At 70.2% G+C, this 25,750-nt stretch carries 22 protein-coding genes; 7 read left to right on the top strand and 15 right to left on the bottom strand.

Going from position 1 to position 25,750, the window contains the following annotated elements:
- The first annotated feature begins 6 nt into the window (after positions 1-6).
- On the top strand, positions 7-489 hold the full coding sequence (locus tag AABA78_RS13775; protein WP_171419519.1) for a hypothetical protein: 483 nt from the start codon (positions 7-9) through the stop codon (positions 487-489).
- Between the two features lie 51 nt (positions 490-540).
- Here the strand turns inward: AABA78_RS13775 and AABA78_RS13770 are convergent, their stop codons facing one another.
- The 7 genes from AABA78_RS13770 to AABA78_RS13740 form a co-directional block, all read right to left on the bottom strand.
- The gene (locus AABA78_RS13770; RefSeq protein ID WP_338263462.1) at positions 541-1,236 is read right to left on the bottom strand and encodes a carbonic anhydrase; all 696 of its coding nucleotides are present in this window, start codon (positions 1,234-1,236) and stop codon (positions 541-543) included.
- The gene (locus AABA78_RS13765) at positions 1,233-2,801 is read right to left on the bottom strand and encodes a SulP family inorganic anion transporter (RefSeq protein WP_338263461.1); all 1,569 of its coding nucleotides are present in this window, start codon (positions 2,799-2,801) and stop codon (positions 1,233-1,235) included. Before AABA78_RS13765 ends, AABA78_RS13770 begins: the two co-directional genes overlap by 4 nt.
- Positions 2,802-2,980: 179 nt before the next feature.
- Complete coding sequence (locus AABA78_RS13760; RefSeq protein ID WP_338263460.1) at positions 2,981-4,333, bottom strand: sigma-54-dependent transcriptional regulator; 1,353 nt, start codon at positions 4,331-4,333, stop codon at positions 2,981-2,983.
- Complete coding sequence (locus AABA78_RS13755; RefSeq protein ID WP_338263459.1) at positions 4,330-5,997, bottom strand: sensor histidine kinase; 1,668 nt, start codon at positions 5,995-5,997, stop codon at positions 4,330-4,332. Before AABA78_RS13755 ends, AABA78_RS13760 begins: the two co-directional genes overlap by 4 nt.
- 84 nt (positions 5,998-6,081) lie before the next feature.
- Positions 6,082-6,816: a ferritin-like domain-containing protein gene (locus AABA78_RS13750; RefSeq protein WP_338263457.1), complete on the bottom strand. Its 735-nt coding sequence runs from the start codon at positions 6,814-6,816 to the stop codon at positions 6,082-6,084.
- A 270-nt stretch (positions 6,817-7,086) separates the two neighbouring features.
- Entirely contained in the window at positions 7,087-8,355 is a 1,269-nt protein-coding gene (locus tag AABA78_RS13745; protein ID WP_338263456.1) for a DUF7151 family protein, read from the bottom strand.
- 374 nt (positions 8,356-8,729) lie between these two features.
- On the bottom strand, positions 8,730-9,482 hold the full coding sequence (locus AABA78_RS13740) for an SGNH/GDSL hydrolase family protein (RefSeq protein WP_338263455.1): 753 nt from the start codon (positions 9,480-9,482) through the stop codon (positions 8,730-8,732).
- Between the two features lie 302 nt (positions 9,483-9,784).
- Between AABA78_RS13740 and hemN the strand changes: the two genes are divergently transcribed.
- The 5 genes from hemN (at position 9,785) to cydC (ending at position 17,148) form a co-directional block, all read left to right on the top strand.
- Positions 9,785-11,155: an oxygen-independent coproporphyrinogen III oxidase gene (gene hemN, locus AABA78_RS13735; protein WP_338263454.1), complete on the top strand. Its 1,371-nt coding sequence runs from the start codon at positions 9,785-9,787 to the stop codon at positions 11,153-11,155.
- A gap of 137 nt (positions 11,156-11,292) precedes the next feature.
- A complete protein-coding gene (locus AABA78_RS13730) occupies positions 11,293-12,744 on the top strand; it encodes a cytochrome ubiquinol oxidase subunit I (RefSeq protein ID WP_338263452.1) in 1,452 nt (483 codons plus the stop codon).
- 36 nt (positions 12,745-12,780) lie between these two features.
- Positions 12,781-13,788 (top strand): cytochrome d ubiquinol oxidase subunit II, encoded by a 1,008-nt coding sequence (gene cydB, locus AABA78_RS13725; protein ID WP_338263451.1) that lies wholly within the window; start codon positions 12,781-12,783, stop codon positions 13,786-13,788.
- A gap of 7 nt (positions 13,789-13,795) precedes the next feature.
- Positions 13,796-15,478 carry a thiol reductant ABC exporter subunit CydD gene (gene cydD, locus AABA78_RS13720; protein WP_338263449.1) on the top strand — a complete coding sequence of 561 codons (1,683 nt, stop codon included), beginning with the start codon at positions 13,796-13,798 and terminating at the stop codon, positions 15,476-15,478.
- The gene (gene cydC, locus AABA78_RS13715) at positions 15,475-17,148 is read left to right on the top strand and encodes a thiol reductant ABC exporter subunit CydC (RefSeq protein ID WP_338263448.1); all 1,674 of its coding nucleotides are present in this window, start codon (positions 15,475-15,477) and stop codon (positions 17,146-17,148) included. The genes cydD and cydC overlap by 4 nt, the downstream gene beginning before the upstream one ends.
- A 253-nt stretch (positions 17,149-17,401) precedes the next feature.
- Here the strand turns inward: cydC and AABA78_RS13710 are convergent, their stop codons facing one another.
- From AABA78_RS13710 to AABA78_RS13695, 4 genes are all read right to left on the bottom strand, one after another.
- Positions 17,402-17,662 carry a hypothetical protein gene (locus AABA78_RS13710; protein ID WP_338263447.1) on the bottom strand — a complete coding sequence of 87 codons (261 nt, stop codon included), beginning with the start codon at positions 17,660-17,662 and terminating at the stop codon, positions 17,402-17,404.
- A 191-nt stretch (positions 17,663-17,853) separates the two neighbouring features.
- Positions 17,854-18,318: a hypothetical protein gene (locus tag AABA78_RS13705; protein WP_338263446.1), complete on the bottom strand. Its 465-nt coding sequence runs from the start codon at positions 18,316-18,318 to the stop codon at positions 17,854-17,856.
- Positions 18,315-18,560 carry a hypothetical protein gene (locus AABA78_RS13700; protein ID WP_338263445.1) on the bottom strand — a complete coding sequence of 82 codons (246 nt, stop codon included), beginning with the start codon at positions 18,558-18,560 and terminating at the stop codon, positions 18,315-18,317. The genes AABA78_RS13705 and AABA78_RS13700 overlap by 4 nt, the downstream gene beginning before the upstream one ends.
- A gap of 28 nt (positions 18,561-18,588) precedes the next feature.
- On the bottom strand, positions 18,589-19,809 hold the full coding sequence (locus AABA78_RS13695; RefSeq protein ID WP_338263444.1) for a hypothetical protein: 1,221 nt from the start codon (positions 19,807-19,809) through the stop codon (positions 18,589-18,591).
- Between the two features lie 478 nt (positions 19,810-20,287).
- Here AABA78_RS13695 and AABA78_RS13690 point away from each other — a divergent pair, with 478 nt between their 5' ends.
- Entirely contained in the window at positions 20,288-21,589 is a 1,302-nt protein-coding gene (locus AABA78_RS13690) for a hypothetical protein (RefSeq protein ID WP_338263443.1), read from the top strand.
- A 146-nt stretch (positions 21,590-21,735) separates the two neighbouring features.
- On the opposite strand, the gene AABA78_RS13685 is transcribed toward AABA78_RS13690, so the two are convergent.
- The 4 genes from AABA78_RS13685 to AABA78_RS13670 form a co-directional block, all read right to left on the bottom strand.
- Entirely contained in the window at positions 21,736-22,191 is a 456-nt protein-coding gene (locus AABA78_RS13685) for a hypothetical protein (protein WP_338263442.1), read from the bottom strand.
- Between the two features lie 326 nt (positions 22,192-22,517).
- Entirely contained in the window at positions 22,518-23,057 is a 540-nt protein-coding gene (locus tag AABA78_RS13680; RefSeq protein ID WP_338263441.1) for a DUF4833 domain-containing protein, read from the bottom strand.
- 175 nt (positions 23,058-23,232) lie between these two features.
- On the bottom strand, positions 23,233-24,159 hold the full coding sequence (locus AABA78_RS13675) for a hypothetical protein (RefSeq protein WP_338263439.1): 927 nt from the start codon (positions 24,157-24,159) through the stop codon (positions 23,233-23,235).
- Between the two features lie 139 nt (positions 24,160-24,298).
- On the bottom strand, positions 24,299-25,579 hold the full coding sequence (locus AABA78_RS13670) for a S8 family peptidase (protein ID WP_338263437.1): 1,281 nt from the start codon (positions 25,577-25,579) through the stop codon (positions 24,299-24,301).
- Positions 25,580-25,750: the final 171 nt, after the last annotated feature.

Raw genomic sequence — 25,750 nt, 5'->3', positions numbered from 1 at the left:
GTGCCCATGAGCAATGAGCACACGCCCGCCGAGCCCGATGTCATGGAGCCCACGTTCTGGCGGAAGAACGGCTGGTCGGCCCGGGTCATCAAGAACGAGGAGGATGACGGCTGGGCGGTGGAGATCCGCAAGCAGGGGCTCTCAGAGCCCGCCCTCATCAGCCCGTGGGTGATGGGCCGCGACAAGAAGAACCCCAAGCCCTTCGACGCGCCGGCGTTCGCGACCTTCGTGAAGACGGCCTCGGAGGTCCTGGACCGCTCCGCGCGACAGCGCGACCAGGCCATGACCAAGAAGCTCTCCATCGCCTGGGAGGGACGCTGGTACGAGGTCCGGCTGGAGATGGTGCCCGATGAGTACGAGCCCCACGCGTTCCTCTCGGCCATCGACGACGCGGGCGCGACCGTCGCGAAGCATCGCGTGCCGGTGAACTTCAAGTTCACCCGGGACGTCGCCAACGCGTGGGTGCGCGGCGGCTTCAGCGAACCCTGAGCGAAGCAGGCCCCGGCGATCCGCGCAGGATCGCCGAGGCGCGATGCCGCCTTACTGGACGGCGCGCAGACCCGGCTGCTCTTCCGTCAGCTCCGTCAGGAGCCGCTCCCCCTCGGTCTCGTCGATGGGAACGAAGCGGCCGAGGTCGGGCCGGTAGGCGTGAACCTGCGCCGCCCCGATGTCGAACCACCAGCCGTGCAGCCGCAGCGTCCCCGCCGCGAGCCGCTCCCGCACGATGGGGTAGGTCTTCAGGTGCTCCAGCTGCTCGAGGACGTTCAGCTGGGAGAGGCGATCCGCGTCGGGCAGCCCCGCGCCCACCTGGGTGTTCTCCTTCAACGCCTTGAGCGAGGGCGCTCCGTGCCCGAGCCACTGCACGAGGTTCGGCGCGCCGTCCACGGCGCCTCCGGCCAGGATGGCCTTCATCGCGCCGCAGCCCGAGTGGCCGCAGACCACGACGTCCTCGATGGGCAGGAAGCCCAGGGAGAACTCGATGGCCGCCGCCTCGCCACGGTCCCCCGTGGACTGCCCGTTGTTCGCGGCGGGCGGCACGAGGTTGCCCACGTTGCGCACGGTGAAGAGGTCACCGGGGTCCGTGGAGACGAGCAGGTTGGGCACCACGCGGCTGTCCGCGCAGCTGATGAAGAGGCAGTCAGGAGACTGCCCCTTCGCGAGCCTCGCGAAGGTCGCCCGGTACGAGGGCAGCGTGTGACGCCGGAAATCGAGCAGACCTCTGATGAGCTTCTTCACTGAGCACCTCCGGAAGCGAGTGACGAGACGTGATGAACGGGGGAGGAAGGGGATGAAGCAGACCCTGCAGCGGGGGCCGCACGCGCGCTGCGCCGGGTCCAGACGTCCTCGAGCGGCTCCATGGTCACGGTGCCGCCCGTCTTGCGATACGTGTCAGCCCAGCTCTCCAGCGCCTCGAAGCCGGAGTGGTCGAGCGTGTTCACCGCCACGTCCACCTCCACCCTGGAGCCAGAGGGAATCTTCGCGAGCGCCGTCGACAGCTTCGGCACCCCGACGAAGGTCAGCGCGCCGCTGATGCACACCTGGTGGACGCCGTTGACGGCGCGGGTCTCCACGCGCACCTGGCCCAGCTGCCACAGGAGCCGGAGGATGGCCGCGCCGAGTCCCAGCCCGATGCCCGCGAGCAGGTTGATGCCCACCACGCCGGCCACGGTGATGAGGTAGACCGGCAGCTCGCCGCGGTGCCGCAGCTCCCGGATGTGGGCGAGGTTCACGAGCTTCAGGCCCACGTGCACGAGCAGGCCGGCGAGCACCGTCAGGGGCACGTAGGACGCGAGGCCGCCCAGCAGCGTCACGAAGGCGAGCATCCACACCGCGTGGAGCACCGCCGACCAGCGCGTCTTCGCGCCGGCGTTGATGTTCGCCGCGCTGCGCACGATGACGCCGGTGATGGGCAGACCGCCGACCAGACCGGAGACGGTGTTCGCCACGCCCTGCGCGAGCAGCTCGCGATCCAGGTTCGCCCGAGGCCCCGTGTGGAGCTTGTCGGTCGCCACCGCGCTCAGGAGCGACTCAGCGCTCGCCACCAGGGCGAGGGACAGCACGGCCACGATGAAGGCGCCCCACATGGACCCTTCCGGCAGGGAGGGCAGCTGGATGGCCGACAGCGCATCCGAGGCCAGCTTCACCCGCGCCACGTTCGCGTTCATCACCGCCGCGACCACGGTCCCACCCACCACCGCCACCAGCGGCCCCGGGACCTTCTTCAGCCGCCCGTTCGGCAGGAACTGCCACGCGATGAGGATTCCCAGCGTGAGCAGCCCCAGCAGCGTGGCCGGCCCATGAAGGTCCAGGATCTGCCCGGGCAGCTCCCGCAGGTTGTTCCAGGCATTGCTCTGCGGAGAGCCGCCCAGGACGATGTGGACCTGCCCCAGCACGATGAGGATGCCGATGCCCGCGAGCATTCCGTGGATGACGGCAGGCGAGATGGCGAGCGCCGAACGCGCCACCTTCAGCCCGCCGAGCGCCACCTGCACCAGCCCCGCCGCGGCCACCGCCGCGCACGTCACGGCGAAGCCCAGCTGCTGGATGAAGCCAAACACCATCACCGCGAGGCCCGCCGCGGGGCCGCTCACGAGCAGCGGCACGCCCCCCAGCAAGCCCACCACGATGCCACCCACGACGCCCGCGATGAGGCCCGCCATGATGGGCGCTCCCGAGGCGAGCGCGATGCCCATGCAGAGGGGCAGCGCCACCAGGAACACCACCAGCGAAGCCGGCAAGTCCGAGGCGAGGATCCCCTTCAACGAGGGCCTCTCCTCCGCAGCTTTTCCACCTGAAGTCATTGCTTGAGCTCTCCTGTCATCTGCCGAACCGCAAAAGGGCTCGAAGTGACAGGAGGCCTACGCAAGCGTCATGCCGGGCCGTTTCGGGCCCTTCCCGCCTGGGGCGTGGCCCGTCAGCACCGGGGGATGAAAGAAACTTGAAGCCCGCGCCTCAAGCGATGAAAGACTTTTTAAGTCCTTCACTCCGAGGGGGGGTTCTCCTCCAGGCGGCGGAGAAAGGTCGGATAGGACAGGCCCAGTGCGCGGGCCGCCTCCATGCGCCTGCCTCCCAGCTGCTCGAGCACGTGCCGGACATAGAGCCGCTCCACTTCATCGAGCGGCCGGGGTGGGCCCGACACGGAGAAGGCATTGGGGTCCACCGGGGCCGGCATGCCGCCCCCCTTGGCGAGCGACTGCAGTTCGAGCGCGGGCCCGCCCTCCAGCACCAGCGCGCGTTCGAGCACGTTGCGCAGCTCCCGTACGTTGCCGGGGAAGGGGTAGCTCAGCAGGCGCTCCTCCGCGGCGGGAGAGAACGGGACGGGGCGCCGGCCGAGCTCCGAGCACAGCTCCAGCACGAGCGTCCGTGCGAGCGGCAGCACGTCCTCGCGACGCTCGCGCAGCGGGGGCACGTCCACCCGGAACACGCTGAGCCGGAAGAGGAGGTCCTCGCGAAAGCGCCCGGCGGCGACCTCCGCTTCCAGGTCCTTGTTGGTGGCGGCCACGATGCGCGCGGTGCTCGTGAGCTCCGTCGTGCCACCGAGCCGCCGGAAGGCCCCCTTGTCGAGGAACGTGAGCAGCTTGGCCTGGAGCGCGAGCGGCAGCTCCCCCACCTCGTCGAGGAAGAGCAGCCCGTCGCTCGCGAGCTCCACGAGCCCGCGCCTGGCCGTCTTCGCATCCGTGAAGGCGCCGCGCTCGTGGCCGAAGAGCTCGCTCTCCATCATCGTGGCCGGAAGCGCGGCGCAGTTGATCTGCACGAAGGCGCCCTGCTTCTGGCGCAAGGCGTGGAGATGGCGGGCGAGCACCGCCTTCCCGGTCCCGGTCTCCCCGAGCAGCAGGACGGGGCTCCGCGGCGTGGTGGCGATCCGCTCCAGCATCTCCAGGGTGCGCTGCATCGCCGGAGAGCGGGGCTCCGCCATCCGATGCTGTCCTTCGAGGACGCTCTCCGCCTGGCGCAGCCGCTCCTGGAGCTGGAGGTCGCTGGCCGCGCGGCGTGCGCGCATCACCAGGTCGTCGATCTCGACCGGCTTGCTCAGGTAGTCGCGCGCCCCGGCCCGGATGGCCTCGACCGCGCTCTCGATGTCGCCGTGCGCGGTCACCATCAGCACGACGGTCGTCGGGAGCTGGGCGCGCAGTTCGGGCAGGAAGACGAGCCCGTCTCCGTCCGGCAGCCTCCGGTCCAGCACGACGAGGTCGGGCGCCTCCGCGGCGAGCGCGACGCGGGTCTCGTGCAGCGACCGGGCAACCCGGACGCGGAATCCCTCCTGGCTCAGCATGGAGGCCGCGAGCGAAGAGAAGGTCCTGTCGTCATCGACGAGCAGCAGGGAGGTGCTCATGAAGCCATTCTCTCGAGCGGAAGGCGGACCGTGAAGCGGCTGCCTCCGGGCACGCGGGTGTAGGAGACGCTTCCTCCATCATGCGCACGGATGGCCGTGCGTACCATCGGAAGCCCGAGCCCGATGCCCTTCGAGCGCCCCACCGCGAAGGGCTCCCAGAGCCGCGGCTCGAAGGCCGGGGGCACTCCGCCCGCGTTGTCCTCCACGATGAACACCACCTCCGCGCCGTCGCGAAGGAGGCGGACCTCGACGCGGGGCGTGGGCTGCTGGCCCGTGTCATGGGCCACGGCGCCGGCCTCGACGGCGTTGCGCATGAGGTTGTCGACAGCGGAGACCAGCAGCGTCGGGTCCCCCTTCACGAAGAGCCCCTCCTGCAGCGTGGTCTCGATGGCGACATCCGCCGCTTCCGGCAGCAGCCGCACGGCCTGGAGCGCGTCCTGCACCAGCAGGTGCATCTCGCAGCTGCGCTGCTGCGTGGACTGGGGAGAGGCGAAGCTCAGCAATGAGCGGGCAAGGTGGCCAAGCCGGTCCGCCTGGGAGCGCAGCGCCTGGACGGGCAGGGTCGTCTCCCCTCCCTTCGCGCGGATCATGCTGAGCGCGGCCTGCATGCTGTTGAGCGCGTTCTTCACCTCGTGGGCGATGAGCGAGGACGCCGTGCCGAGCGCGGCCATCGTCTCCTGGCGCCGCAGCTGCTCCTCGGCGGCCACCAGCGAACGGTAGGAGCGTCGCAGGAGCACCGTGAAGAGCAGGAGCACTCCGCCGAGCAGCGCGGTGTGGAAGCCGAGCTGGCCCAGGTAGCGGCTCTTGAGCACCGCGCGGTCCTGCGCCTCGTCCTCGAGCACGGCGAGCAGCATGCCGGTTCCGGGAACGAGCGCCGCCGCGCCGAGCAGCCGCGTGCTCCCGAGCGTGACGGCCCCGGGAGCGTCCACCAGCGGGCGGAGGCGTGTGGCGAGCTCCGGCTGGCGCAGCAGCGGCGGGGGCGTCGCTGGCAGGAGGATGCGGCCGCGCTCGCCGAGCAGGGCGACCATGGACTCGTGCGTTCCGCGAGGGGTCGGGAGCAGCTCGTTCGCCGTCGCGAGCTCGCCCACGAGGAGGCCCACGACGCGCTCGTCGCGCACGATGGGGACCGCGACCGCGACGAGCCCTCCCCCCTCCTCGTCCAGCAGTCCGACCGAAGCGACCCGCTCCTTCACCATCCGCCGGAACCACGGGCGCGAGGCGAGCGGTGTGCGCCCGAGCGGCATCTCCGCCGGGTCGCTCCAGATGCGAGCGCCGTCCGCGGACACCAGCGCGACGCCCCCCGAGAAGAGAGACGTGTGGCCAAAGGCATTCTCGAGGAGCGCCACCTCGGGCGCCGCGGCGCCATCCTCGGGCCGGAGCGACGGGTGCTCCGCCAGCCGTTGCAGCTCCGAGCGCAGCAGCCCGAGGTGCGCGCCCAGGGCCTGGGCCTGGAAGCCCGCGCGGTCCGACAGGTGGATGAGGAGCTCGCCCTGCGCCGCCTTCACGTCCTCCTGGTAGGCCAGGAAGGGGCTCACGAAGGCGGCGCCCCAGAGGAGCATCAGGCCGACCACGGCGGACCGGCCCGCTTTTCTCTGCGTGCGAAGCAGCTCGCCCGGTGGGGGCACCAGGGAGGTCAGGGAGGGATGGGCCGGGGGCGACGACATGCGGCCATCATCAACACACTGTCGCCGACGGCTCCAGGGTCAGGGCGCTGATCACGAGCCTCCCCGAGAGCGCCCAGGGGACGGCTACGCGACCCGGTCGCGCAGGAATCCCCGCGCGAAGTCGTCGCTCAGGAACTCGCCGTCGAACGCCTCCATCCCGGCCATGCGCACGAAGGTCTTCTGGAGGATGGACTCGGGCTCCATGCCGACCTCGTCGCCGTGGCGCTTCAGCTTGCGCACCTCCGCCACGGCGAGGCGCACGAAGAGCCTCCACCAGAGCTTGAGCAGCGCCGTCTTGAAGGGACCCGCGTGCGCCATCAGCGTCTGGACGCCCAGCCGTGTGCCGGCGATGTGCCGCGACTCGTCCTTCAACATCAGCCGGAGCAGCTCTTTGCCCGTCGGGTCCACGGCGTCCAGCTCCAGGGCGCGCTGGAAGAGGGTCGCCGCCAGGGTCTCCGTGAAATAGGTCGCCAGCAGCCACCGCTCCACCGGCAGGGGACCCGACGTCGCCAGGAACACCAGCGGATCAAACGTCCGCTGCTTCGTGGGTGAGGCGTTGAGCTTGCTCAGATAGGTGCGGAAGACGAACAAGTGCTTGGACTCGTCGTAGCACTGGGTGGAGTAGTACGTGACCATCTCGCTCGTGTTGAACCGGTGCGCGGCCTTGTTCATCAAGCGCTGGATGATTTCGAGCCCCTGCCACTCTCCCTCGTAGAAATACTGGAGGATGCGGACCCAGCCCTCCTTGACGGCGCCCGGCTCGATGGGGCGGCTCCAGTCAATGGCCGTTTCGGGGTTCCAGTCCGCCGCGAAGGCCATGCGTGAAAGTCCGTCCCACGTCTTGGCCGTGGCCCTCTCCAGCGGAGCGCTTCTCATTTCCATGAAGAGGGAGCCAAGCCCAGGTGGCGGGGCGACGCGCGAGGTTCGCCCCGAAGGAGGGAGGCGGGGTGCGTTGGCGGACACTCCGGCTCCCATCGCGCCGGGGAGCGGAAGCAAGTTCACGTGGCGTGCGAGCCGCGGCAGGAACGTCATCGTGTCCCACCGCTTCACCCTGGCGACGGTGCCGATGGCCTCGCTTGCGGGCGGCGCTCAGTAGAAGAGCAGCTCCGGCTGGTCTGCCTTGACGGTGATGATGTCTCCCGTGGCGCCCGCCTTGGAGGCGTCAGCGCTCAACGTGGACTTCGTGCCGTCTCCGCCATCGCCCGCGCAAGCGCCACCGCCACCGCCGGTCTGGACCAGCGTCGTGGCCGTGCCAGAGACGGCCGACGCGCCCGCGGCGCCACCGTTCACCTGGACGTTGGCGGGGTTCACGATGACGGGCGCGTTCGCGCTGAGGAACTGGATGATGCCACCGCCGCCACCACCGCCGCCGCCATACATCTGCCCCGCCACCGGAGTGGCTCCGTTCCAGCCAACGGCTCCATTGCCTCCATTGGCGTATATCTTGCCATTGGTATCCACGGTGATGGTGCCGCGGGAGATGAGGCTGACGACGCCGCCACCACCGCCTCCGCCACCCGCCACGGGGGTCGGCGAGCCAGCGGGCCGGTTGATGGTGGGAACACTGTTGTTGATGCCCTGGCGACCGTTGGTGTCGATGTAGCCGCGGATGATGATGTTGCCCTTGGCGGCGAGGATGAGCCGCCCGCCACCATCGCCGCCAAGGATGTCGGGGTTCGTCGTCGAGCGGAACCCGCTCCCGCCACCCTGGAGGTCGGCGCGGGAGACCAGGGAAGTGCGCCCCAGGTCCAGTCCCTTGCCCCCCAGGTAGTTGAAGGAGGCGGACATGGCGATGCCCTTCTGCGAAGGGTTGAGGGTCTGAATCGCGAAGTCGGGGCTGACGATGATGGCGCCGGTCTGACCAATGATGATGTCGCCGGTGGCGCGAATCATCGTTCCGCTCGACACGATGAGCGTGCCGTCGATGGTCACGTTGTGGAACATCAGGTTGGCGCCAGCGGGCAGGGGGTAGTTCCCAGCCTGGAAGAACCGCGGATTCGCGAAGGAGGAGAGGGTGAAGTCCCCCGCGGAGCCGTCGCCGTAGGCGAACGCGAGCGGTCCGGACTCGCCCTGGAGCCCCTGCGAGCCCGTGTCGCCCTTGGGCCCCTGCGGGCCCATCAGGCCCGTGTCGCCGGTGTCGCCCTTGGGCCCCTGGGGCCCCATCTCCCCCACCGCGCCCACCGCACCCGTGTCGCCCTTGGGACCCTGGGCGCCGTTGCAGAGGTACTTCGTGGCGGACGCGTTCACCTCGCCTTCATCCAGCAGGTCGCCGTCGCCGTTGCGGTCGACGCCGGTCTCCAGCTTGACGCCGCCGAAGCCGCAGTTGGCGCCCGCGGGCTCGGGCGTGGTGAGCAGCAAGGCGCTCAGGCCCTGTCCCGCGGGCCCCTGCGGACCTTGCGGGCCCTGGGCACCCGGTGGGCCCTGAGGTCCAGCAGGGCCCTGGGTGCCTTCCGAGCCCGCCGAACCCTTGCAGGCGGCGACGCCGAGCAGCCCCGCCGAGAGCACGGCTCGCAGCACATGTGAACGAAGAACCCCTGTCGCAACAAGGACGCGCATGACTCCCCCAGATGAAACAAGACGCGTGCGGTCCGGGATTGGTCCCTTGACGGCACGAGGCAACCGGGTGCGTGGCCGCGCACACCGGGAGACAGCGAGCGCGCATTCTGCATCCAGGGGCCTGATGTCCGCCAGTGGACTCGGGGGGCGTGAGGGCGGAACTCCGAGCAGCCCGGTCAGAGGTGCTCGCGGATGGCCTGGTACCAGCGCTCCGCCATCTTCTCCTCACCGAGGAGATTCGGATGCACCCCGTCATACGTGTCCGTCGAGGGGTTGAAGTCGGTCCACTGGTCCACCACGTAGACAGGCGAGTCCGCCGTGCTCTTGGCCGCGGCCAGCCCGGGCATGCGCTGGTTGAGGGACTGGATTTTCAGCGCCAGCGCGGCGCCCGCGGTGGGGATGAGCTGGGCCAGGAACACCTTCACCCGTGGGTTCACCACGCGCAGCCGGTCGATGATCTGCTCCAGCTCCGACACGGTGCTGTCCTCTGTCTGGTCATGGTACGTGTCGTTGGTGCCCAGGTGGATGAGCACCAGGTCGGGGCGCGTGCTCTCCGCCCAGTTGGAGATGTTCGCCAGCACCTGATCCGCCCGCCAGCTCCAGTGGCCCTCATGGTCGCGATCGAACCCGGGCGAGGAGCAGGTGTTCTCCCCCAGGTAGCCCGTCGACAGGGTGCCCACGAAGTCCGCCTTGTAGCGATTCCGGGTCAGCTTCCGCCAGAGCTCGCACCGGTAGCTGGCGTGCCCCGCCGCCCCCTGGGTGATGGAGTCGCCCAGCGGCATCACCCGCTTCGGCGTCATCACGGTGACGCCCGCGTTCTCCATGCCCAACACCTCCAGCGACTCTCCTTCCGGGGGACCGCCACAGCCGAGCAATCCCAGCAGCGCAATGCACAGCGCGCCCCACACCTGATTCACAATGCGATGCATCAGAAGCCCCCCAGGAATGCTGTTCATGAATGCCATCGCAGCCAGGAACGCAATCAAGCCTTTTTCCATGGAAGACCGGCATCCCAAGACACATCCAGGGATGTGGAATGGAAGCCACTTCCAAGGCGCTTGCTGCTCGCGGCGTTGGTCCTTGGGCATTGCGCTCGCATCGCGGTGCACGCCCTGGCGCCAGGACGTGAAGAGGTCCGGGGCCCTGGGGAGGTGCGCAGGCTTTGCGCGCCCGGCCCGGAGCTTCCCTCGGGCGCAAGCTGGCACAGGGTTTGGATTGGAGCAGGGGTGTGATGGAAACCCGCTTCGACCTCCCCACGCCGTCCGAGGAACTGCTGGCCCGCTACAACGTCGCCGGCCCGCGTTACACCAGCTATCCCACCGCCCCCGAGTGGCGCGGCGACTTTGGCCCCGACGCCCTCGCGGAGCGCCTCACCCTGGCCGGCGCGCGGGAGGCCTCGGAGCCGCTGTCCCTCTATGTCCACCTGCCGTTCTGCCGCAGCCTCTGCTGGTACTGCGGCTGCAACGTCGTCATCAGCCAGGACCCGAGCGCGGCGGACCGGTACCTCGACCACCTCGTCATGGAGATGGACCTGGTCGCCCGGCGGCTCGGCGAGCGGCGCGGCCTGTCGCAGCTCCACTGGGGGGGCGGCACGCCCACGTTCCTCACCGAGGCGCAGCTGGAGCGGCTGTGGACGGAGCTCACCCGCCGCTTCACGCCGCTGCCAGACGCGGAGGTGGCCATCGAGGTCCACCCCGCGCTGACCACGCCGGGCCAGCTGTCGCTGCTGCGCCAGCTGGGCTTCAACCGCGTCTCCATGGGGCTCCAGGACTTCGACCCCCTGGTGCAGCAGACGACGAACCGCCTCCAGACGCCCGAGCAGACGCGCGCGCTGCTGGAGCATGCGCGCGCGCTGGGCTTCACGGGCGTGAACTTCGACCTCATCTACGGCCTGCCCCACCAGGACGCGGAGCGCTGGGCCCGCACGCTGGCGGCGGTGCTGGAGATGCGGCCGGACCGGCTCGCCGTCTACTCCTTCGCCTTCATGCCGGACGTGCTGAAGCACCAGAAGCGCATGCCCGCGCAGGCCCTTCCCGCCGCACGCACGAAGCTGGAGCTGTTCCGCGCCGCGTGCGAGGCCTTCCTGACGGCGGGCTACCGGCCCATCGGCATGGACCACTTCGCGGTGCCCGAGGACGAGCTGGCGCGGGCACAGGCCGGGCGCCGCCTGGGGCGCAACTTCCAGGGCTACACGGTGAAGGCCGCGTCGGACGTGGTGGCGCTGGGCAGCACCGGCATCAGCGACGTGGGCGGAGCGTATGCCCAGAACGTGCGACCGCTGCCGTCCTATTACGCGCGGGTGGCCGAGGGACGCCTCGCCACCGAGCGCGGCATCGTCCTCACCGACGACGACCGGCGCCGCCGCGCCGTCATCACCCAGCTGATGTGCAACTTCTGGACGGACCTCGGCGACGAGGGCGCGACGTACTTCGCCCCGGAGCTGGAGCGGCTGCGCGCCTTCGAGGCGGACGGCCTCCTGGTCCGCGACGGTACGCAGCTGGAGCTGACGGCGCTCGGCCGCCTCTTCGTGCGCAACGTGGCGATGGTGTTCGACGCCCACCTCGCCAGGGCCGCGAAGCCCCGCTTTTCCCGGACGGTGTGACGGCGGTCCCGGGCGCGTTGGCGACGGAGCGCAGAATCTGCGCGGGTCCACGGGGGGCGGTGCAGCTGTTGCGCAGGCTCCAGGGCGCACCCGAGGCGTCGTGAACGGCGGGGCAATTGCAATGACGCCCCTCCGTCATGACCAGCCTTGAACTCGCGCGATGGCAGTTCGGAATCACCACGGTCTATCACTTCATCTTCGTCCCGCTCACCATCGGGCTCGCACCGCTCGTCGCGCTGCTCCAGACACTCTGGGTGGTGACGCGCAAGCCGGCATGGCTCCGGCTGACGCGGCTCTTCGGCAAGCTCTTCCTGATCAACTTCGCGCTCGGCGTGGTGACGGGCATCGTCCAGGAGTTCCAGTTCGGAATGAACTGGAGCGAGTACGCGCGCTTCGTGGGCGACGTGTTCGGCGCCCCGCTCGCGATGGAAGCGCTGGCGGCCTTCTTCATCGAATCCACCTTCCTGGGCCTCTGGATCTTCGGCTGGAAGCAGCTGCCGCGCGGGCTGCACCTCGCCTCCATCTGGCTGGTGGCCTTCGCCGTGAACCTCTCGGCCTACTTCATCCTCGCGGCCAACTCCTTCATGCAGCACCCCGTCGGGGCGCACTTCAACCCCGCCACCGGGCGCGCGGAGATGACGGACATCGTGGCGGTGTTGACCAACAACACGGCGCTCGTGGCCTTCCCCCACACGGTGACCTCCGCCTTCCTGGTCGCGGGCACCTTCGTGGCGGGCATCTGCGGCTGGCTGATGGTGCGCTCGAGCCAGGCAGGTGAAGCGACGGAGGCCCAGACCTTTCGCGGCGGGCTGCGGCTCGGGCTCGTCACCGTCATCGTCTCCGGCCTCGGCGTGGCGGTGAGCGGGGATGCCCAGGCGAAGCTGATGTTCCAGCAGCAGCCCATGAAGATGGCCGCGGCCGAGGCGCTCTGCGACGGCCGCGCGGGGGCGCCCTTCTCGCTGCTCGCGGTGGGAGACCTGAACAACGACTGCCGGGGCGTGCGCCACCTGCTGGAGCTTCCCGGCCTCACGTCCTTCCTCGCGAGCGGTGATTTCCAGGCACCGCTGGAGGGCGTCAACGACGTCCAGAAGCGCTACGAGGAGCGCTACGGCGCGGGTCAGGACTACGCGCCGAACCTCGCCGTCACCTACTGGTCCTTCCGCCTGATGATTGGCCTGGGCGTGGGGAGCGCGGCGCTGGCGCTGGTCGGGTTCTGGCTCACGCGGGGAGGCGTGGCGAGCAACTCGGAGCGGCTCGCCCGGCTCAGCCTCGCGGCGCTGCCCACCCCGTTCCTCGCGTGTTCCTTTGGCTGGATCTTCACCGAGATGGGACGGCAGCCCTGGCTGGTGGCCCCCAATCCCAACGGGGTGGACGCGCTCCGCCTGTTGACGGCCAGCGGCGTGTCCACCGCCGTGTCGCCCGCCATGGTGTGGACGACGCTGATTGGCTTCACCTGCGTCTACGGGGCGCTGGCGGCGGTCTGGTTCTACCTGATGCGGCACTTCGTCCGTGCGAGCCTGAAACATCCGGCACCCGTCGCGAGCGAAGACAGCCACCCTGAAACCGCGCCGCTCTCGTTTGGCTACTGAGCTCCGGCCCCTCTTGCCTGACATCGATAGAAAATCATGGAACTGAATACACTCTGGTTCTGTCTCATCGCGGTCCTGTGGACGGGCTACCTCGTGCTCGAAGGTTTCGACTTCGGCGTGGGGATGTGGCTCTCCATCCTGGGCAAGACCCCGGCGGAGCGCCGCGCGGTGCTGCGCACGATTGGCCCGGTCTGGGATGGCAATGAGGTGTGGCTGCTCACCGCCGGCGGCGCGACGTTCGCGGCCTTCCCGGAGTGGTACGCGACGCTCTTCTCCGGCTTCTACCTGCCGCTCTTCCTCATCCTCGTCGCGTTGATCGTGCGCGGCATCGGGCTCGAGTTCCGGGCCAAGCTGGACAGCCCCCTGTGGCAGCGCCGCTGGGAGCAGGCCATCCAGGTGGGGTCGTGGGTGCCCGCGCTGCTCTGGGGCGTCGCCTTCGCGAACATCGTGCGCGGGGTCCCCCTGGACGCGAAGCATCAGTTCACCGGGACGTTCCTCGGCCTCCTCTCCCCCTTCGCGCTGCTCGGCGGCCTGGCCACCACCCTGCTCTTCCTCAGCCACGGCGCGGTCTTCGTCGCGCTGAAGACCCAGGGCCCACTGCGGACGCGGGCGCTCGGCTGGGCGAAGCGGATGGCGCTGCCCACGCTGGGAGTCAGCGGGGCCTTCGGACTGTGGACGCAGGTGCAGTACTCGGTGGCGTGGACGTGGCCGGTGCTGGGGTTCGTGGCCCTGGCGTTGGGGGCGGCGGCGCTGAGCGTCTGGCGGGAGCGGGAGGGCTGGTCCTTCACCTTCAGCTGTCTGGCCATCGCGGGCGTGGTGGTGCTGCTCTTCGGCTCGCTCTTTCCGGACGTGATGCCGGCGCTGGAGCCGGCGCACTCGCTCACCGTCCACAACGCGTCGAGCACCCCCTACACGCTGCGGATCATGACCTACGTCGCCGTCGCGCTGGTGCCGTTCGTGCTGGCCTACCAGGGCTGGACGTACTGGGTCTTCCGCCAGCGCGTCACCGTCGACGAGCTCACCCCGGCGCTGGGAGAGGGCTGAGCGTCCCATGAAGCCGCTCGACCCGAAGCTCCTGCGGCACGCGAGCGCCGCGCGGCGCTACGTGCTGCTCACCGCGGGCCTGGGGCTCGGGATGGTCGCGCTCACGGTCCTGCAGGCGCGGGGGCTGGCGCGGCTGCTGGGGCATGCGCGCGAGGTGGCCGCAGGCCCCGAAGCCCTCCTCTGGCTGGGCGGCGTGTGGCTGCTGCGCGCGGCGCTGGCGGGGCTCCAGGAGTGGACGGGGAAGCGGAGCGCGCACCGGGTCATCGCGCAGCTGCGAGCAGGCCTGCTCGCGCGGCTGGCGTCCCGGTCGGAGCGGGACGGCACTTCGGCCGGCGGGGTGGCGCAGGTGGAGCTGGCGACGCGTGGGCTGGACGCGCTGCAGCCGTATCTCGAAGGCTACGTGCCGCAGCTGCTGCTCACGGCGCTGGCGACGCCGGCCCTGCTCGTCTGTGTGTGGCGCGCGGATCCGGTCTCCGCGGTCCTGATGGCGGGCTCGCTGCCGCTCATCCCGCTCTTCATGGTCCTGGTGGGCCGCTTCACGCGCGAGGCCACGGTGCGGCAGCTCGCGAGCATGCAGCAGCTGAGCGCGCGGGTGCTGGACCTCATCACCGGGCTCGCCACGCTGCGGGCGCTCGGCCGGCACCGGGGCGTCGCGGCCCAGGTCCTTCGGCTGAGCGAGGCGCACGCGCGGACCACGCTCCAGGCGCTGCGGCGCGCCTTCCTCTCCAGCTTCGTGCTGGAGCTCATCGCCACGCTTTCGATTGCCAGTGTGGCGGTGGGGATCGGCCTGCGGCTGCTCGAAGGCGCGATGCCGCTGGAGACGGGCCTCTTCGTGCTGTTGCTCGCGCCCGAGGTCTACGCGCCGCTGCGTCAGGTGGGCGCGCTCTTCCACGCGTCCGCGGAGGGCGCCGAGGCGGCGGCGCAGGCCATCGCGCGGCTCGAAGCCCCCCAGCCCGCGCGCGGCACGCTCGCGGCGCCCCCGCTCACCTCGGGGACGCTGGAGCTGCGGGACGTCTCGGTCGCCACGCGCGACGCCGGGTGCCACGCACCGGAGGGGCTGTCGTTCGCGCTGCCGTTGGGACAGGGCCGCATCCTCGGGTTGCGAGGGGAGAGCGGCGCGGGCAAGAGCACGGCCCTGGCGGTGGTGCTCGGGCTCCTGCCGCCCACGCGCGGGGGCGTCTTCCTGCGGCCCGAAGGCGCGGCGGCGCTCCCGCTCGGGTCGCTCGACCTGACGACTTACTGGGCCCAGCTCGCGTGGCTGCCCCAGCGGCTCCATCTGGAGCCTGGCACGGTGCGCGAGAGCGTCTGCCGGGGGCGCGTGATCGCGGACTCCGCCCTGTCGGCCGCCGCGGAGGCCACCGGCTTCGATGCCGTCGTCGCGCGGCTGCCCGAAGGCTGGGACACGCAGCTGGGGCGGGACGGCCAGGGGCTCTCGCTCGGGCAGCGGCAGCGGCTCGCGCTCACCCGGGTCCTCGCGGGCGACGAGCGGCTGCTGCTCCTGGACGAGCCCACGGCGCACCTGGATGAAGTCTCCGAGCAGCGCGTCCTCGAAGCGCTGAAGCGGCGCGCCCGGCAGGGGACGACCCTCCTGCTGGTCAGCCACCGCGCGCGAACGCTGGCCATCGCGGACGAGGTCCTCACGCTCCACTCGCAAGCCCCTTCCCCGGACACCCTCGCGGAGGCCGCATGAGCCGTCATCCCTTGCGTCAGGTGCTGCCGGAGCTTGGGCTCCGTCCCCGCACGGTGGGCTTCGCGGTCGCGCTCGGGACCGCCGCGCTCTTCGCGTCGACGGCGCTGGGGGCGCTGTCCGCGTGGCTGATCGCGCGCGCGGCCGAGATGCCGCCCGTGCTCGACCTCACGCTCGCCATCGTCGGCGTGCGGGCCCTGGGGCTCTCCCGCGCGGGCCTCCGCTACGCCCACCGGCTCGTCGCGCACGACGTGGCCTTTCATGGCGTGGCGCGGCTGAGGGCCCGGCTCGTGGACGCGCTCGCGCGCGGGCCGCTCACCCGGGTCCTGGGCCTCAAGCGCGGGGACCTCGTCGCGAGGCTCGGTGGCGACGTGGATGCGGTGGGCGAGGCGGTCATCCGCGCGCTCGTGCCCATGGCCATCGCGGTGGGTGTCGGCGTCGGCAGCGTCGTCCTGCTCGCCTTCTTCCTTCCGGCGGCGGCGGGGGCCCTGGCGGTGAGCCTGGCCATCGCGGGGGGCGTGGCACCCTGGATGGGTGCGCGCGCGCTGGCCCTCCTGGAGAAGGCGTCGTCGGACACCCGGTCGCATCAGCTGGCCACCGCGCTGGAGCTGCTCGAAGGCGCGGCGGAGTGGAAGGTTTCGGGACAGGCGCGGGTGTTGCTGGGAGCGCTGCGCGCGGACGACCTGTCTCTGGAGCGGCTCTCCGCGCGGGCTGCCCGATGGACCGCCGCCGCGACCTTCCTGATGCACGGCGCGTGGAGCGCGAGCGTGGGGGCGGCGCTCGTCCTCGGCTTCGCGGCGCTTGGACGCGGAGCGCTCTCGCAGGTGGAGCTCTGTGTCGTCGTGCTCGTGCCGCTCGGTGCGTTCGAGGCCCTCCAGTCCATGCCCGCGGCGCTGACCCAGCTGCTGCGCTCGACCGAGGCGGCCCGGCGGCTGCTTCCGTTCCTCGAGATGCCCGAGGCGGAGCACCCGGCCACCGCGCTCCCCTCCCCCGCTCCGGCGGCCCACCTGCGCGCGGAGGGGCTCGCGTGCGGCTGGCCGGACCGAAGCGCGGCGGTCTCGGGTATCAACCTCACCGTGCGTCGAGGCAGGTCGCTCGCCCTCACCGGGCCCAGCGGGAGCGGGAAGACGACGCTGCTGCTCAGCCTGGCGGGGCACCTCCCTGCGAAGGCGGGAGTGGTGAAGCTCGGCGAGGTTTCGTTGGCGGACGTGAGCGAGCAACGCCGGGTCGAGCTGCTGCACTGCTCGGCCGAGGATGCGCACCTCTTCGACACCACCCTGCGGGAGAACCTCCGGGTCGTGCGCGCGACGCTCACCGACGACGAGGCCGTCGCGGCGCTTCACAAGGCAGGTCTGGGGGACTGGTACGCGCGGCAGCCGCAGGGGCTCGACACGCCCCTCGGCCGCGGCGGCGAGGCCCTCTCGGGAGGCGAGAGACGGCGCGTCCTCCTCGCGCGCGCCTGGCTTTCAGAGGCCCCCTGGCTCCTGCTGGATGAGCCCACCGAGCACCTGGATCCGCGCACCGCCGCGCGCGTGATGCGAGACCTCGATGGGATGAAGGCACACGGGCGTGGCCTGGTGGTCGTCACGCATGACGCGGACGTGGCGCGCGCGCTGGACAGCGTCCACGCACTCTCACCGCGTGACAGCGAGGCGACCGCCGCGCCGGCCTGACGCCTGGCCTGTCGAGGACGGCAGGACGCCGCGCGCACCGAGGGGTCGAGGCGTGTTGACCGGGGGCCGTTGGGGGTGGGTGAAGCCCTGGGCCAACCTTCGCGCGTCCAGCCAGGGGGAGCGCCATGGCGAAGTCGAGCGGAGCCAGTTCCGGGAACATCGTGGCGGTCGTGTCACCCGTGTCGCCCGCCCCGCCGCCGCGCCCGCCCTGCCCGCGGCCGAGCCGCCGAAAGCCCCCTGACCGCTTCCGTCGTCAATGCCAGTCATGGCCGCACCACAGGCACTGCCGCGCCCGGGGTGTCGCCAGGATGCTCCGGCACCGCTCACACCGGTGGATGAACACCGTGTCCGCGTGCTCCCTCAGGATGCGGTCCCGCCCCCCTCGAAGGAACGCCGGCATGCCACCCTCGAGGGCCGCGTTCACCTCCAGGTCGTCCAGGAAGTACCCCTGGCGAACCCTCGGAGGCTCCAGCAGGGGCCGCTCCTCGTAGCGAATCAGGAGGGACCTTCGCACCCGGTGCTCAAAGGGGGTGATGAGCTCGCCGCAGTGCTCCAGCACGTACCGCGTCGCGTGAGCTCCGCGTCATCGTCGTAGGGGCGGCGGGCAGGGGACATGGTCTTTCCTTCGGATCGGCCTCCTGACGGCGCAAACACCCACGAACTGAAACACCTTCCCCCGCCGCCGGAGGTCTTCCCCCGGCAGGGCTACGGCGAGGGCTCACGCCGCAGGAGGACGGGGAGTCCTTCCGCGTCCTCCTCGCGGGTCCGGACGTTCAAGCTCCCGTCCGGGGCGAGCGTCAGACAAGGCTCCAGCGCTTCGGGCTCCGGGCTCAGACAGACGCGGCCCTCCGGCCCCGGCTCCAGCCGCACCTCCCGGCGCTCCAGTTCCACGGGAGGCAGGTGGACGGACACGACGTAGAGGAGGGTCGCGGTCCCGTCCTCCCGCACCTTCAACTGCAACAGGCCCACGTGGCGCGGCGGCCGGCCGTTGTAGATGCCCGGCGCGACCAGGGGTCGCGAGGGCGGTGCGGGCGGTGCGGGCGGTGCGGGCTGCTCGGGCGCCGCCGCGGGCGGGGGCGGCGCCGCGGCGGGGCGGGTGCAGGCGAGCGCGCTGGCGACCACCAGCGCCGCGAAGGGGCTCCGCGAGGCGTGGACCCTGCCCCGGCTCACCGGGAGGGGTTCCGCAGCTGCACCGTGGAGCGGAGGAACTGGCCCTCCGGCCCGTACTCCCGCAGGGTCCGGCGGTCTCCTTCCTGGAAGGCGACGATCTTCACGACCGGCACCAGCTCGCCCGCTTCGTTCTTCGCGAAGCGGATGGAGGGGGGAACCTCCTTGGCGTCGACGGTCTTGGTGACTTCCTTCGTCGCGCCGTCGATGAACTGGATGGTCCCCGGATGCTTGGGCTCACTCATGACCTGAAGCTCCTCTCATTTCCGCGCGTCACGGTTTCCCGGCGACCAGTGAGTCGATGATCTTGAAGCGCTCGGGCATCATCGCCCGGACCTCCGCCTCCTGCGACGTGCCCTTCACCTGCTGGTAGAGCTGGAGCGTCTCGCCGAAGTCCTCGCCCACGGACGCCTTCGCGTACTTCGAGGGCACGATGCCGTCGCTCTTCACCGCGGCCTTCCAGCCATCCCAGCGCTTGTCGCTGTCGTCGGAGCCCCACGTCTTCATGGAGAGCGTGTGGCCCGTCTCGTGGATCATCGTGCCGTCGAGGTAGTCCTGCGACTGCTTCGGCTTGCTCGGATAGACGTTGATGACGCCGTCGGCGCCGGCCGTCATGTACGAGGAGAAGTTGGGGTCGTTGTACTCCTTGGCCCAGTAGGCGTCGTCGGGGTTCGGCTTGCCCTCGACCAGCACCTCCTTGACGAGCGCGCGGCTGGACTTGGGCAGCGCGGCGAGCCCCTTGGCCACCTCGTCGATGCTGTGGGTGGTGGTCTTGTCCATCTTCTTGGGCAGGTAGACGGGGATCTTCCTGCCGTCCACCTCCACCTCGTACTTCACGGCGTCGGCCTTGCCGCCCTGGAACTCGATGTCCTTCGCCTTCGTGGGCCCGTGCAGCTTGTACGGCAGCCGCTTGTCCTTGAAGGCGTCCTTCTGGGGCGACACCACGTCCGGCGTGGCCGGCTGGTCGGTGAGGAACTTCTGGAGCTGCGCGGTCTGCTTGCCCGCGTCCGCCTTCTTGTAGGCGTCGGTGCCCAGCTTCTTGTCCAGCGCCGCGCGCGCGGGCCCGGACAGGTCGCGGTTGGTGCCGCCCACGTAGCGCAGCAGCTTCTGCTGATCCGCCGGCTTCATCCCCTGGAAGCCGGGGGAGGCGGCGAGCGCGTTGAGCGTCTTGCAGGCCGCGCTGTTCTTCGGATGGAGCGCGAGCTGCTCATCCAGGGTCTTGCGGACGTCCGCGCCCAGCTTCGAGGTGTCCTGGCTCGCCCCGGCACCGGCCTTGGCGCCGGCCGCGGCACCGGCCTTGGCGCCCTCCGCCTGGGGCTTGGGACGGGCGGTGTCCGCTTCCTCGAAGCGGCTCTCGTAGCGGGCCTCGCGGAGGTTGCTGGGCTCGGTCGCGGCCGTGTTCTTCTGCGCCGCCTTGGGCGGAGGAGGAGGTGTGCCTGCGGACCGCGAGAGCGGCGATGGGCCTGTTCCGGCGCCCCCAATGCGACGGGTCATGATTCGATCCTGGAGAAGCTCACCCGGCATCCCCAAGAGGCCGGGAGGTTCTGTCCCCCATGCTACTGGAGGTGCGGGTTCCGCGTGAAGCCCGGGGGCCGCGGAAGGCCCGGCGGCGGAATGCGAGGGTTCAGTCAGCGCGCCAGGGCCCCCCGTCCGTTGCATTCCTCTCACGAAGAAGGGACACGCGGACACTGAGCATCCAGAGGGACAGGGAATAGATCCTCGGCGCAGTCCAGGAAGATGGGCAGGCAGCCGCTTGCCCTCTTTCGTTCACGGTTGGCACGCCGCCCGAAGGAGGCTCGAAGTGCAAGCTCCCCTCATTGTCTCTCCGCTCAAGCAGGTGCGCAGACGCGCCATGGGTGCCATCGCATCGCTCGCGCTGGCGACCCCATGTCTCCCGCTTCATCAGGCTCACGCGGAGCAACCGCCGCCGCCGTGTCATCCCAACCCGAATGCCGACGCGGATGTGGCCACCGTGGCCAACCGTGGCGACGTCGTCGCACTGCCCACGCCGCTGAAGGAGCGGCTCCTCCGGATCGCAAGCCGGCCGCACACCTTCCTCCCCATGCAGGTCTTCGCGGAGGCGGACACGCCAAGCCAGCTCTTCCAGTATTACCTGCTGGATACCAATGGCTTCGAGCGCAACGTCTTCGTCAGCATCATCCCCGGCGTCAATGACACCGCGATGTTGACGGCCACGGGCGGCAACTGCGGGCTGCCCACCATCGCGTCGGTACGTCTCGTCGTCGAGCCGAAGCCCGGGCTGCCCACCGACCCGAACGACGTCCGTGCCTTCATCGACGTCTTCACGGACATCTCCGGGCTCTTCGTCATCAACAACGAGAGCGGGTGGTACGAGGGCTGGATGATCCACGACCTGGTCGTCCCGCCAGTCGCGCCCGCGCGCCCTGACGGGCATGCCCGGTTCGGCACGATGACCCCGGCCGATGCCGCGATGCTGGCGAAGATCGGACACCACAACAATGTCCCCGGGAATCTCTTCACGACGGATGGGAAGGCCGTCCGGTTCCCGAGCGAGAACGATCGCTTCCCGTGGATCCAGAGCAACGTCGTCCCCATCCAGCTCAGCATGGGGGCGTACAACGCCATGCAGCAACTGGACGTGCACAACTACTGGGAGTTCAACTACACCACGAACTGGGTCCACCCGCTCTACGAGCTGCCGTTCACCGGTGGCTTCCCCGACAGGATTGGAGCGCCTCCTGACGCCTTCGAGGACGGTGAGATTGGCTTGCTGAAGTCAATCATCCCGGGCTCGGGGCCCCTGGGCGTGAAGAACTTTCCGCAAGAGTATGGAGACAGCCCATATCGCCCTCGCGATCCGGACCTCTTCGACGCGGACATCGATTCCCAGCGGGAGTTCCGCCAGCGATTCATCCCAAGCGGGCTCGCCAACGAAATCTTCCTGGATGTCTATGTCCGGCTGGCGTCGTTCATGCCCTGGGAGCGGAACCTGGACCGCCGCCTCTTCAAGGCCTATGCCCGGGAGGTCGCGAGGGTCGACATGAATGGTGACGGCGTCGTCTCGGCCGCCGAGGGGGACGTCGACGCCGCCTCGGATGGCTTCGCGGACAACACGCGGTTGTTCATCCCCGCCACGGCGTTCAATCGCTTCGCGGTGACTCGCGAGATCAACGATGGCTATCTGGCGCCTCGCTTCGCCCCCAGTCAGCGCGCCTGGGTGCTGACGGGCGGGCGCCAGGAGGTCAGTCCTGCGGTTCCCGCGTCCGCGGGGCGCGACGGCGACGACCGCTGAGGGACCTGGTAGGGATTCGACGGGAAGCAGCGAGGAGGCGGACCTGGCGCGCGCGGTGGATCCACAGGGCCTTGGCCCCTCCCATGCGCTCCCGGTTCCGCCTCCCCTGCATTGAAAGCCGCCGTTGCGTGGCTGGCGTCCTTGCGTCAGCTCGCGCTCCCCACCACGTGGTCCTTGGCCATGCTCTTGACGATGGCATTCGCGAGGCCCGGGACCTCTTTCTGCACGTCCGAGGGCTCGTAGGTCTTGGTGTTCGTGCTCCAGAGCAGCTGTCCGTTGTCGCTTCGGGCGTCGAAGAGGCTGACCTGCATCCGCGCCTCCTCCGTCACGGAGTAGGCCGTTGGCCCGTAGAACCCGACGTAGTCGTAGTAGGACATGGAGGGAGCGGCGTTGACATCTTCATGGATCCCGGCGAAGCGGGCCACCAGGATGCCGTCATAACCCTTGCCTTCGATGGCGCTCCGGAGCGTTTCCTTGTCAGGCTTCGCTCCCGCCGGGAGGACGTCGGAGCTCTTGACGGCCTGGACTCCCTTCTCCGACAGCTTCGACACCAACTCCTGTTCGAGCTGCTGCCGGGTAGCGTCGCTCGGCACCATCGCCACGACAACGACCTTCTTGACGGGGGGGAGCTGAGCGAGTGCCGGGCTCTTCCAGGTCTTGCCGACGCTCGTCGAGGCGCAGCCCGCGGCGAACAGCATTGCTCCAACGATCAGGGCGAATCCGAAGTGAGTACTGTGTCCTGCTCTCATGGCTTTGTCTCCTGCGAGGGCTGAGTGCCCGCCTTCGAGGAGGCTGAGGACGCGGTCGCCGGAGGACAACACCTCACGGTGGGAGGAAGCGGGCCCCCGTTTTCCGGGCCCTCCGTCGCATGCGGCGACCGAGCGGGCTCACGCTGTTCAACCTGCTAGCGGAGGAGAGCGCTCGGAACTCACGGCTGGCGAATCAGCTCATGGACGGGCTGCCCTTCCGGGCTCACACCATCCAGCCGCACGAAGTCGACCGAGAAGGGCCAGGACGTCTTCACGAAGACGTGCTCCAGCCGGGAGACGCTGTTGCCCAGCTTCGTCCACGCCTGGACCTGGCATCGGCCGTCGACCCGCGCGGTGGTGATGTCGATGGGGCGCGAGGGAAAGGCCCGCAGGCGCACCCGCACGCGCCAGCCCTCCGCGGTGGCGTCGACCGGCTGCGAATCCTCCAGCCCATAGACGGGCTGCTCGATGTCCAGCAGCTCCTCCACCTCCGAGGCCCCGCGCTCCAACATCCGCCAGTACACCTGGACGGGACGCGTCCCCACGGGGCGGCAGGCCTCGTCCAGGCGCAGGGCGTAGTGGACCTGGTTCCGGTTCTCGCTCCGGGTCAGGAAGAAGGCGGATTGCGCCGGAAGGGGCGTCCCGGCCGCGGAGGCCAGGGTCGCGACGGTCGTCAGCGCGACGGCAGCGAGGTTGCGAAGCCCGGATTCAGGAAACATGGGGGCCCCTCTATCATGTCCGGTCCCCACTCCAGGACCAGGAGCCAGGCCCCCGGCCACATTTTGCTTGGGAATGACTTGTCAGGGCCCGAATTTCGACCAAGGCAGCACGGGCGCCATTCTCTTCCGCACTGCGATTCCGCGCACGGGCTTGTGAGCCATTCATCGGCGCGGCCTACGGCCCGGAACGCCGCCAGGCGATGAAGGGTGCGGAGTGTGCCAGCGTGCGCGCGAAGGGCAGTCCGTGCGCGTGCAGCCACTGGCGTGTCGCGTCCCGCAGCCCGGCCTGTTCGAGCAGCTCCCCCACCGTGTGCCGTGAGAGGTCCTCCAGGACGGCGTGGAGCTCGGCCTTCAGCCCCTCGCGCACTTCGGGGCGCGCGAGGTTGTGCGCAATCACCTGGGGCGCCAGGGAGTCGAGGTGCTCGTGGGGCACCCGGCCCAACGCCTGCGCGGCCTCGGCCTCTGTCTTCTCCAGGGTGGACAGGAAGAGCTTCAGGCGCCGTGCCCCCAGGGCGCGGGCGGTCTCCTCGCTGGCGAGCCGCTCGGCGATCCGCCGCTGCACCAGGGCCATGGAGCCGTCGATGACCTCGCGCACGCGGTCCTGCAAGCTGCCGCCCAGGCCCCCCAGGATTCCCTTGCCCGCCGAGGCCGCCGCTCGCGCGCCCCAGCTCAGCGCATCCCTCAGCCCGGAGCCGCCCGTCCCGGGGGCTCCCGCGATGACCTTGCTCACCAGCGACGACAGGGTCTCCTGGAGCGTGGTGCGCACGGTCTCCCGCACCTGCTCGGACGCCACCATTTCATCGATGGCCTTGCGAGGCAGGTGCACCGGCTGGCCCAGGAGCGCCGTCAGGGACGTGGTGGCCTCGGCGGGGAGCCACGCGCCCAGCTTGATGCCGCTCTTCGCCGCGCGCGCGAGCAGGCGCGTGCGCAGGGGGATGCCCAGCCGGGCATGCCAGCCCGTCACCCGTTCGGGCGCCAGGGCGAGGTCGACCGCGGCGAGAACCCGGTCGGGGTCCACCCAATCCGAGACGCGGGACGCACAGAGTGCGTCGAAGGTCAGGTCCAGCAGTTCCAGGAGCGAGGAGTCGTCGAGGTCGGACATCGGCGCGTTCCTACTACGGACCGGCGCCGGAAGGCCGGGGACGACGCCTCCCGTGACGCCCCGTGCACAGATGGGCTCCGCTTTGGAGCAGAGAGCGGAAGGGGACGACAGTTCGCGTGAGCGCGGACGCAGGACGTGCCTACTCCCCGCTGTTCCGGACCGTGGGGGCCCGCAGGGGTGCGATGAAGCCCGAGTAGGCCATCCGGTTCGGCGAGCAGTGCCCGGGGTTGGCCACCTTGTCCGGCGTGGCGTTGCCCGTCATGGCGGCGATGACCTCCTGCGGCGCGGCGGAGGGATGCGCCTCCAGGAAGAGCGCGACGATGCCGGTGACATGCGGGGTGGCCATGGACGTGCCGCTCAGCGTTCGGGTCGCCGTGTCATCGCTGGCCCAGGCCGAGAGGATGCCCTCGCCGGGCGCGAAGACGTCCACGCAGTCGCCATGGTTGGAGAAGGACGCCCGCCGGTCCACGCGGGTGGTGGCACCCACGGTAATGGCCTCGGCGGTGCGCGCCGGAGAGCGCTTGCACGCGTCCTGGTTCTCGTTGCCCGCCGCCAGCACATACGTCACGCCCAACGCGATGGAGCGGCGCACGGCGTCGTCGAGGACCGCGTCCTCCCCGCCGCCCAGGCTCATGTTGGCCACCGCCGGGGACTGGTGGTGCTCGGTCACCCAGTCCACTCCCGCCACCGCGCCGGCCGTCGTCCCGGAGCCCTCGCAGTTCAGCACGCGCACGGCGTGCAGCGACGCACTCTTGGCAATGCCATACATGTTGCCGCCCACCGTGGCGGCCACGTGGGTGCCATGGCCGTTGCAGTCCACGCCGTTGCGACCGTCGTCGACGGCATCGAAGGCGATGTCCGCCCGCCCGGCGAACTCCTGGTGTGTGGGACGCAGGCCCGTGTCGATGACGTACACGTGCACGCCCCGACCCTGCGTCTGGTACTCGTAGAGCTGATTGAGCGGCAGGTCGCGCTGGTCGATGCGGTCGAGCCCCCACGTCGCATCGGCCTGGCTCCCGTCGAGCGTCACCACGCCATTCTGTTGCACGTACTCCACCTCGGACGCGGCGGACATGGCACGGGCCTCCTTCTCGCTCATGCGCGCAGCGAAGCCCCGCAGCGCGTGCGCGTACACGTGGAAGGCCTTGCCGCCGAAGCGCTCGGTGAGGCTCCGCGCGACCACCCCCGGCGCCGGCGCGACGTCCCCTTCCCGGGACTCCTTGAGCACGACGACGTACTCACCGGGGACCGGCTTCGCGACCGTGAGGAACTTTTCGCGCACGGCTGTCGGTACGGACGCGGTGCCACGGCAGGGTGTGTCACCGGGTGACGGTATGGGATTGCCCGCGCTCTGGCACGCCGACAGCAGGAACAGCACGCAGGCGGACACGACCGTCCGCGACAGGAGCTTCAGCGACATGGGTCCCCCGGGGGTGGCACTACCAGCTTCGGCCAGAAGCCGGGAAGGCAACGCTGGCGCGGCCTTCCCAGTGAAGTAACGCCTTCTGACTCAAAGTGATTGATGCCCCGCGGGGTCGCGAAACGTCCGAAACCCTCATCCGCGCGGTCCTACCCTGGAGCGTGAGGAGAC

This window comes from Corallococcus caeni (assembly GCF_036245865.1).
Classification (GTDB): Bacteria; Myxococcota; Myxococcia; order Myxococcales; family Myxococcaceae; genus Corallococcus; species Corallococcus caeni.
Note: the sequence above shows the minus strand (reverse complement) of the source record. Positions and strands in the feature narration are given on the sequence as shown.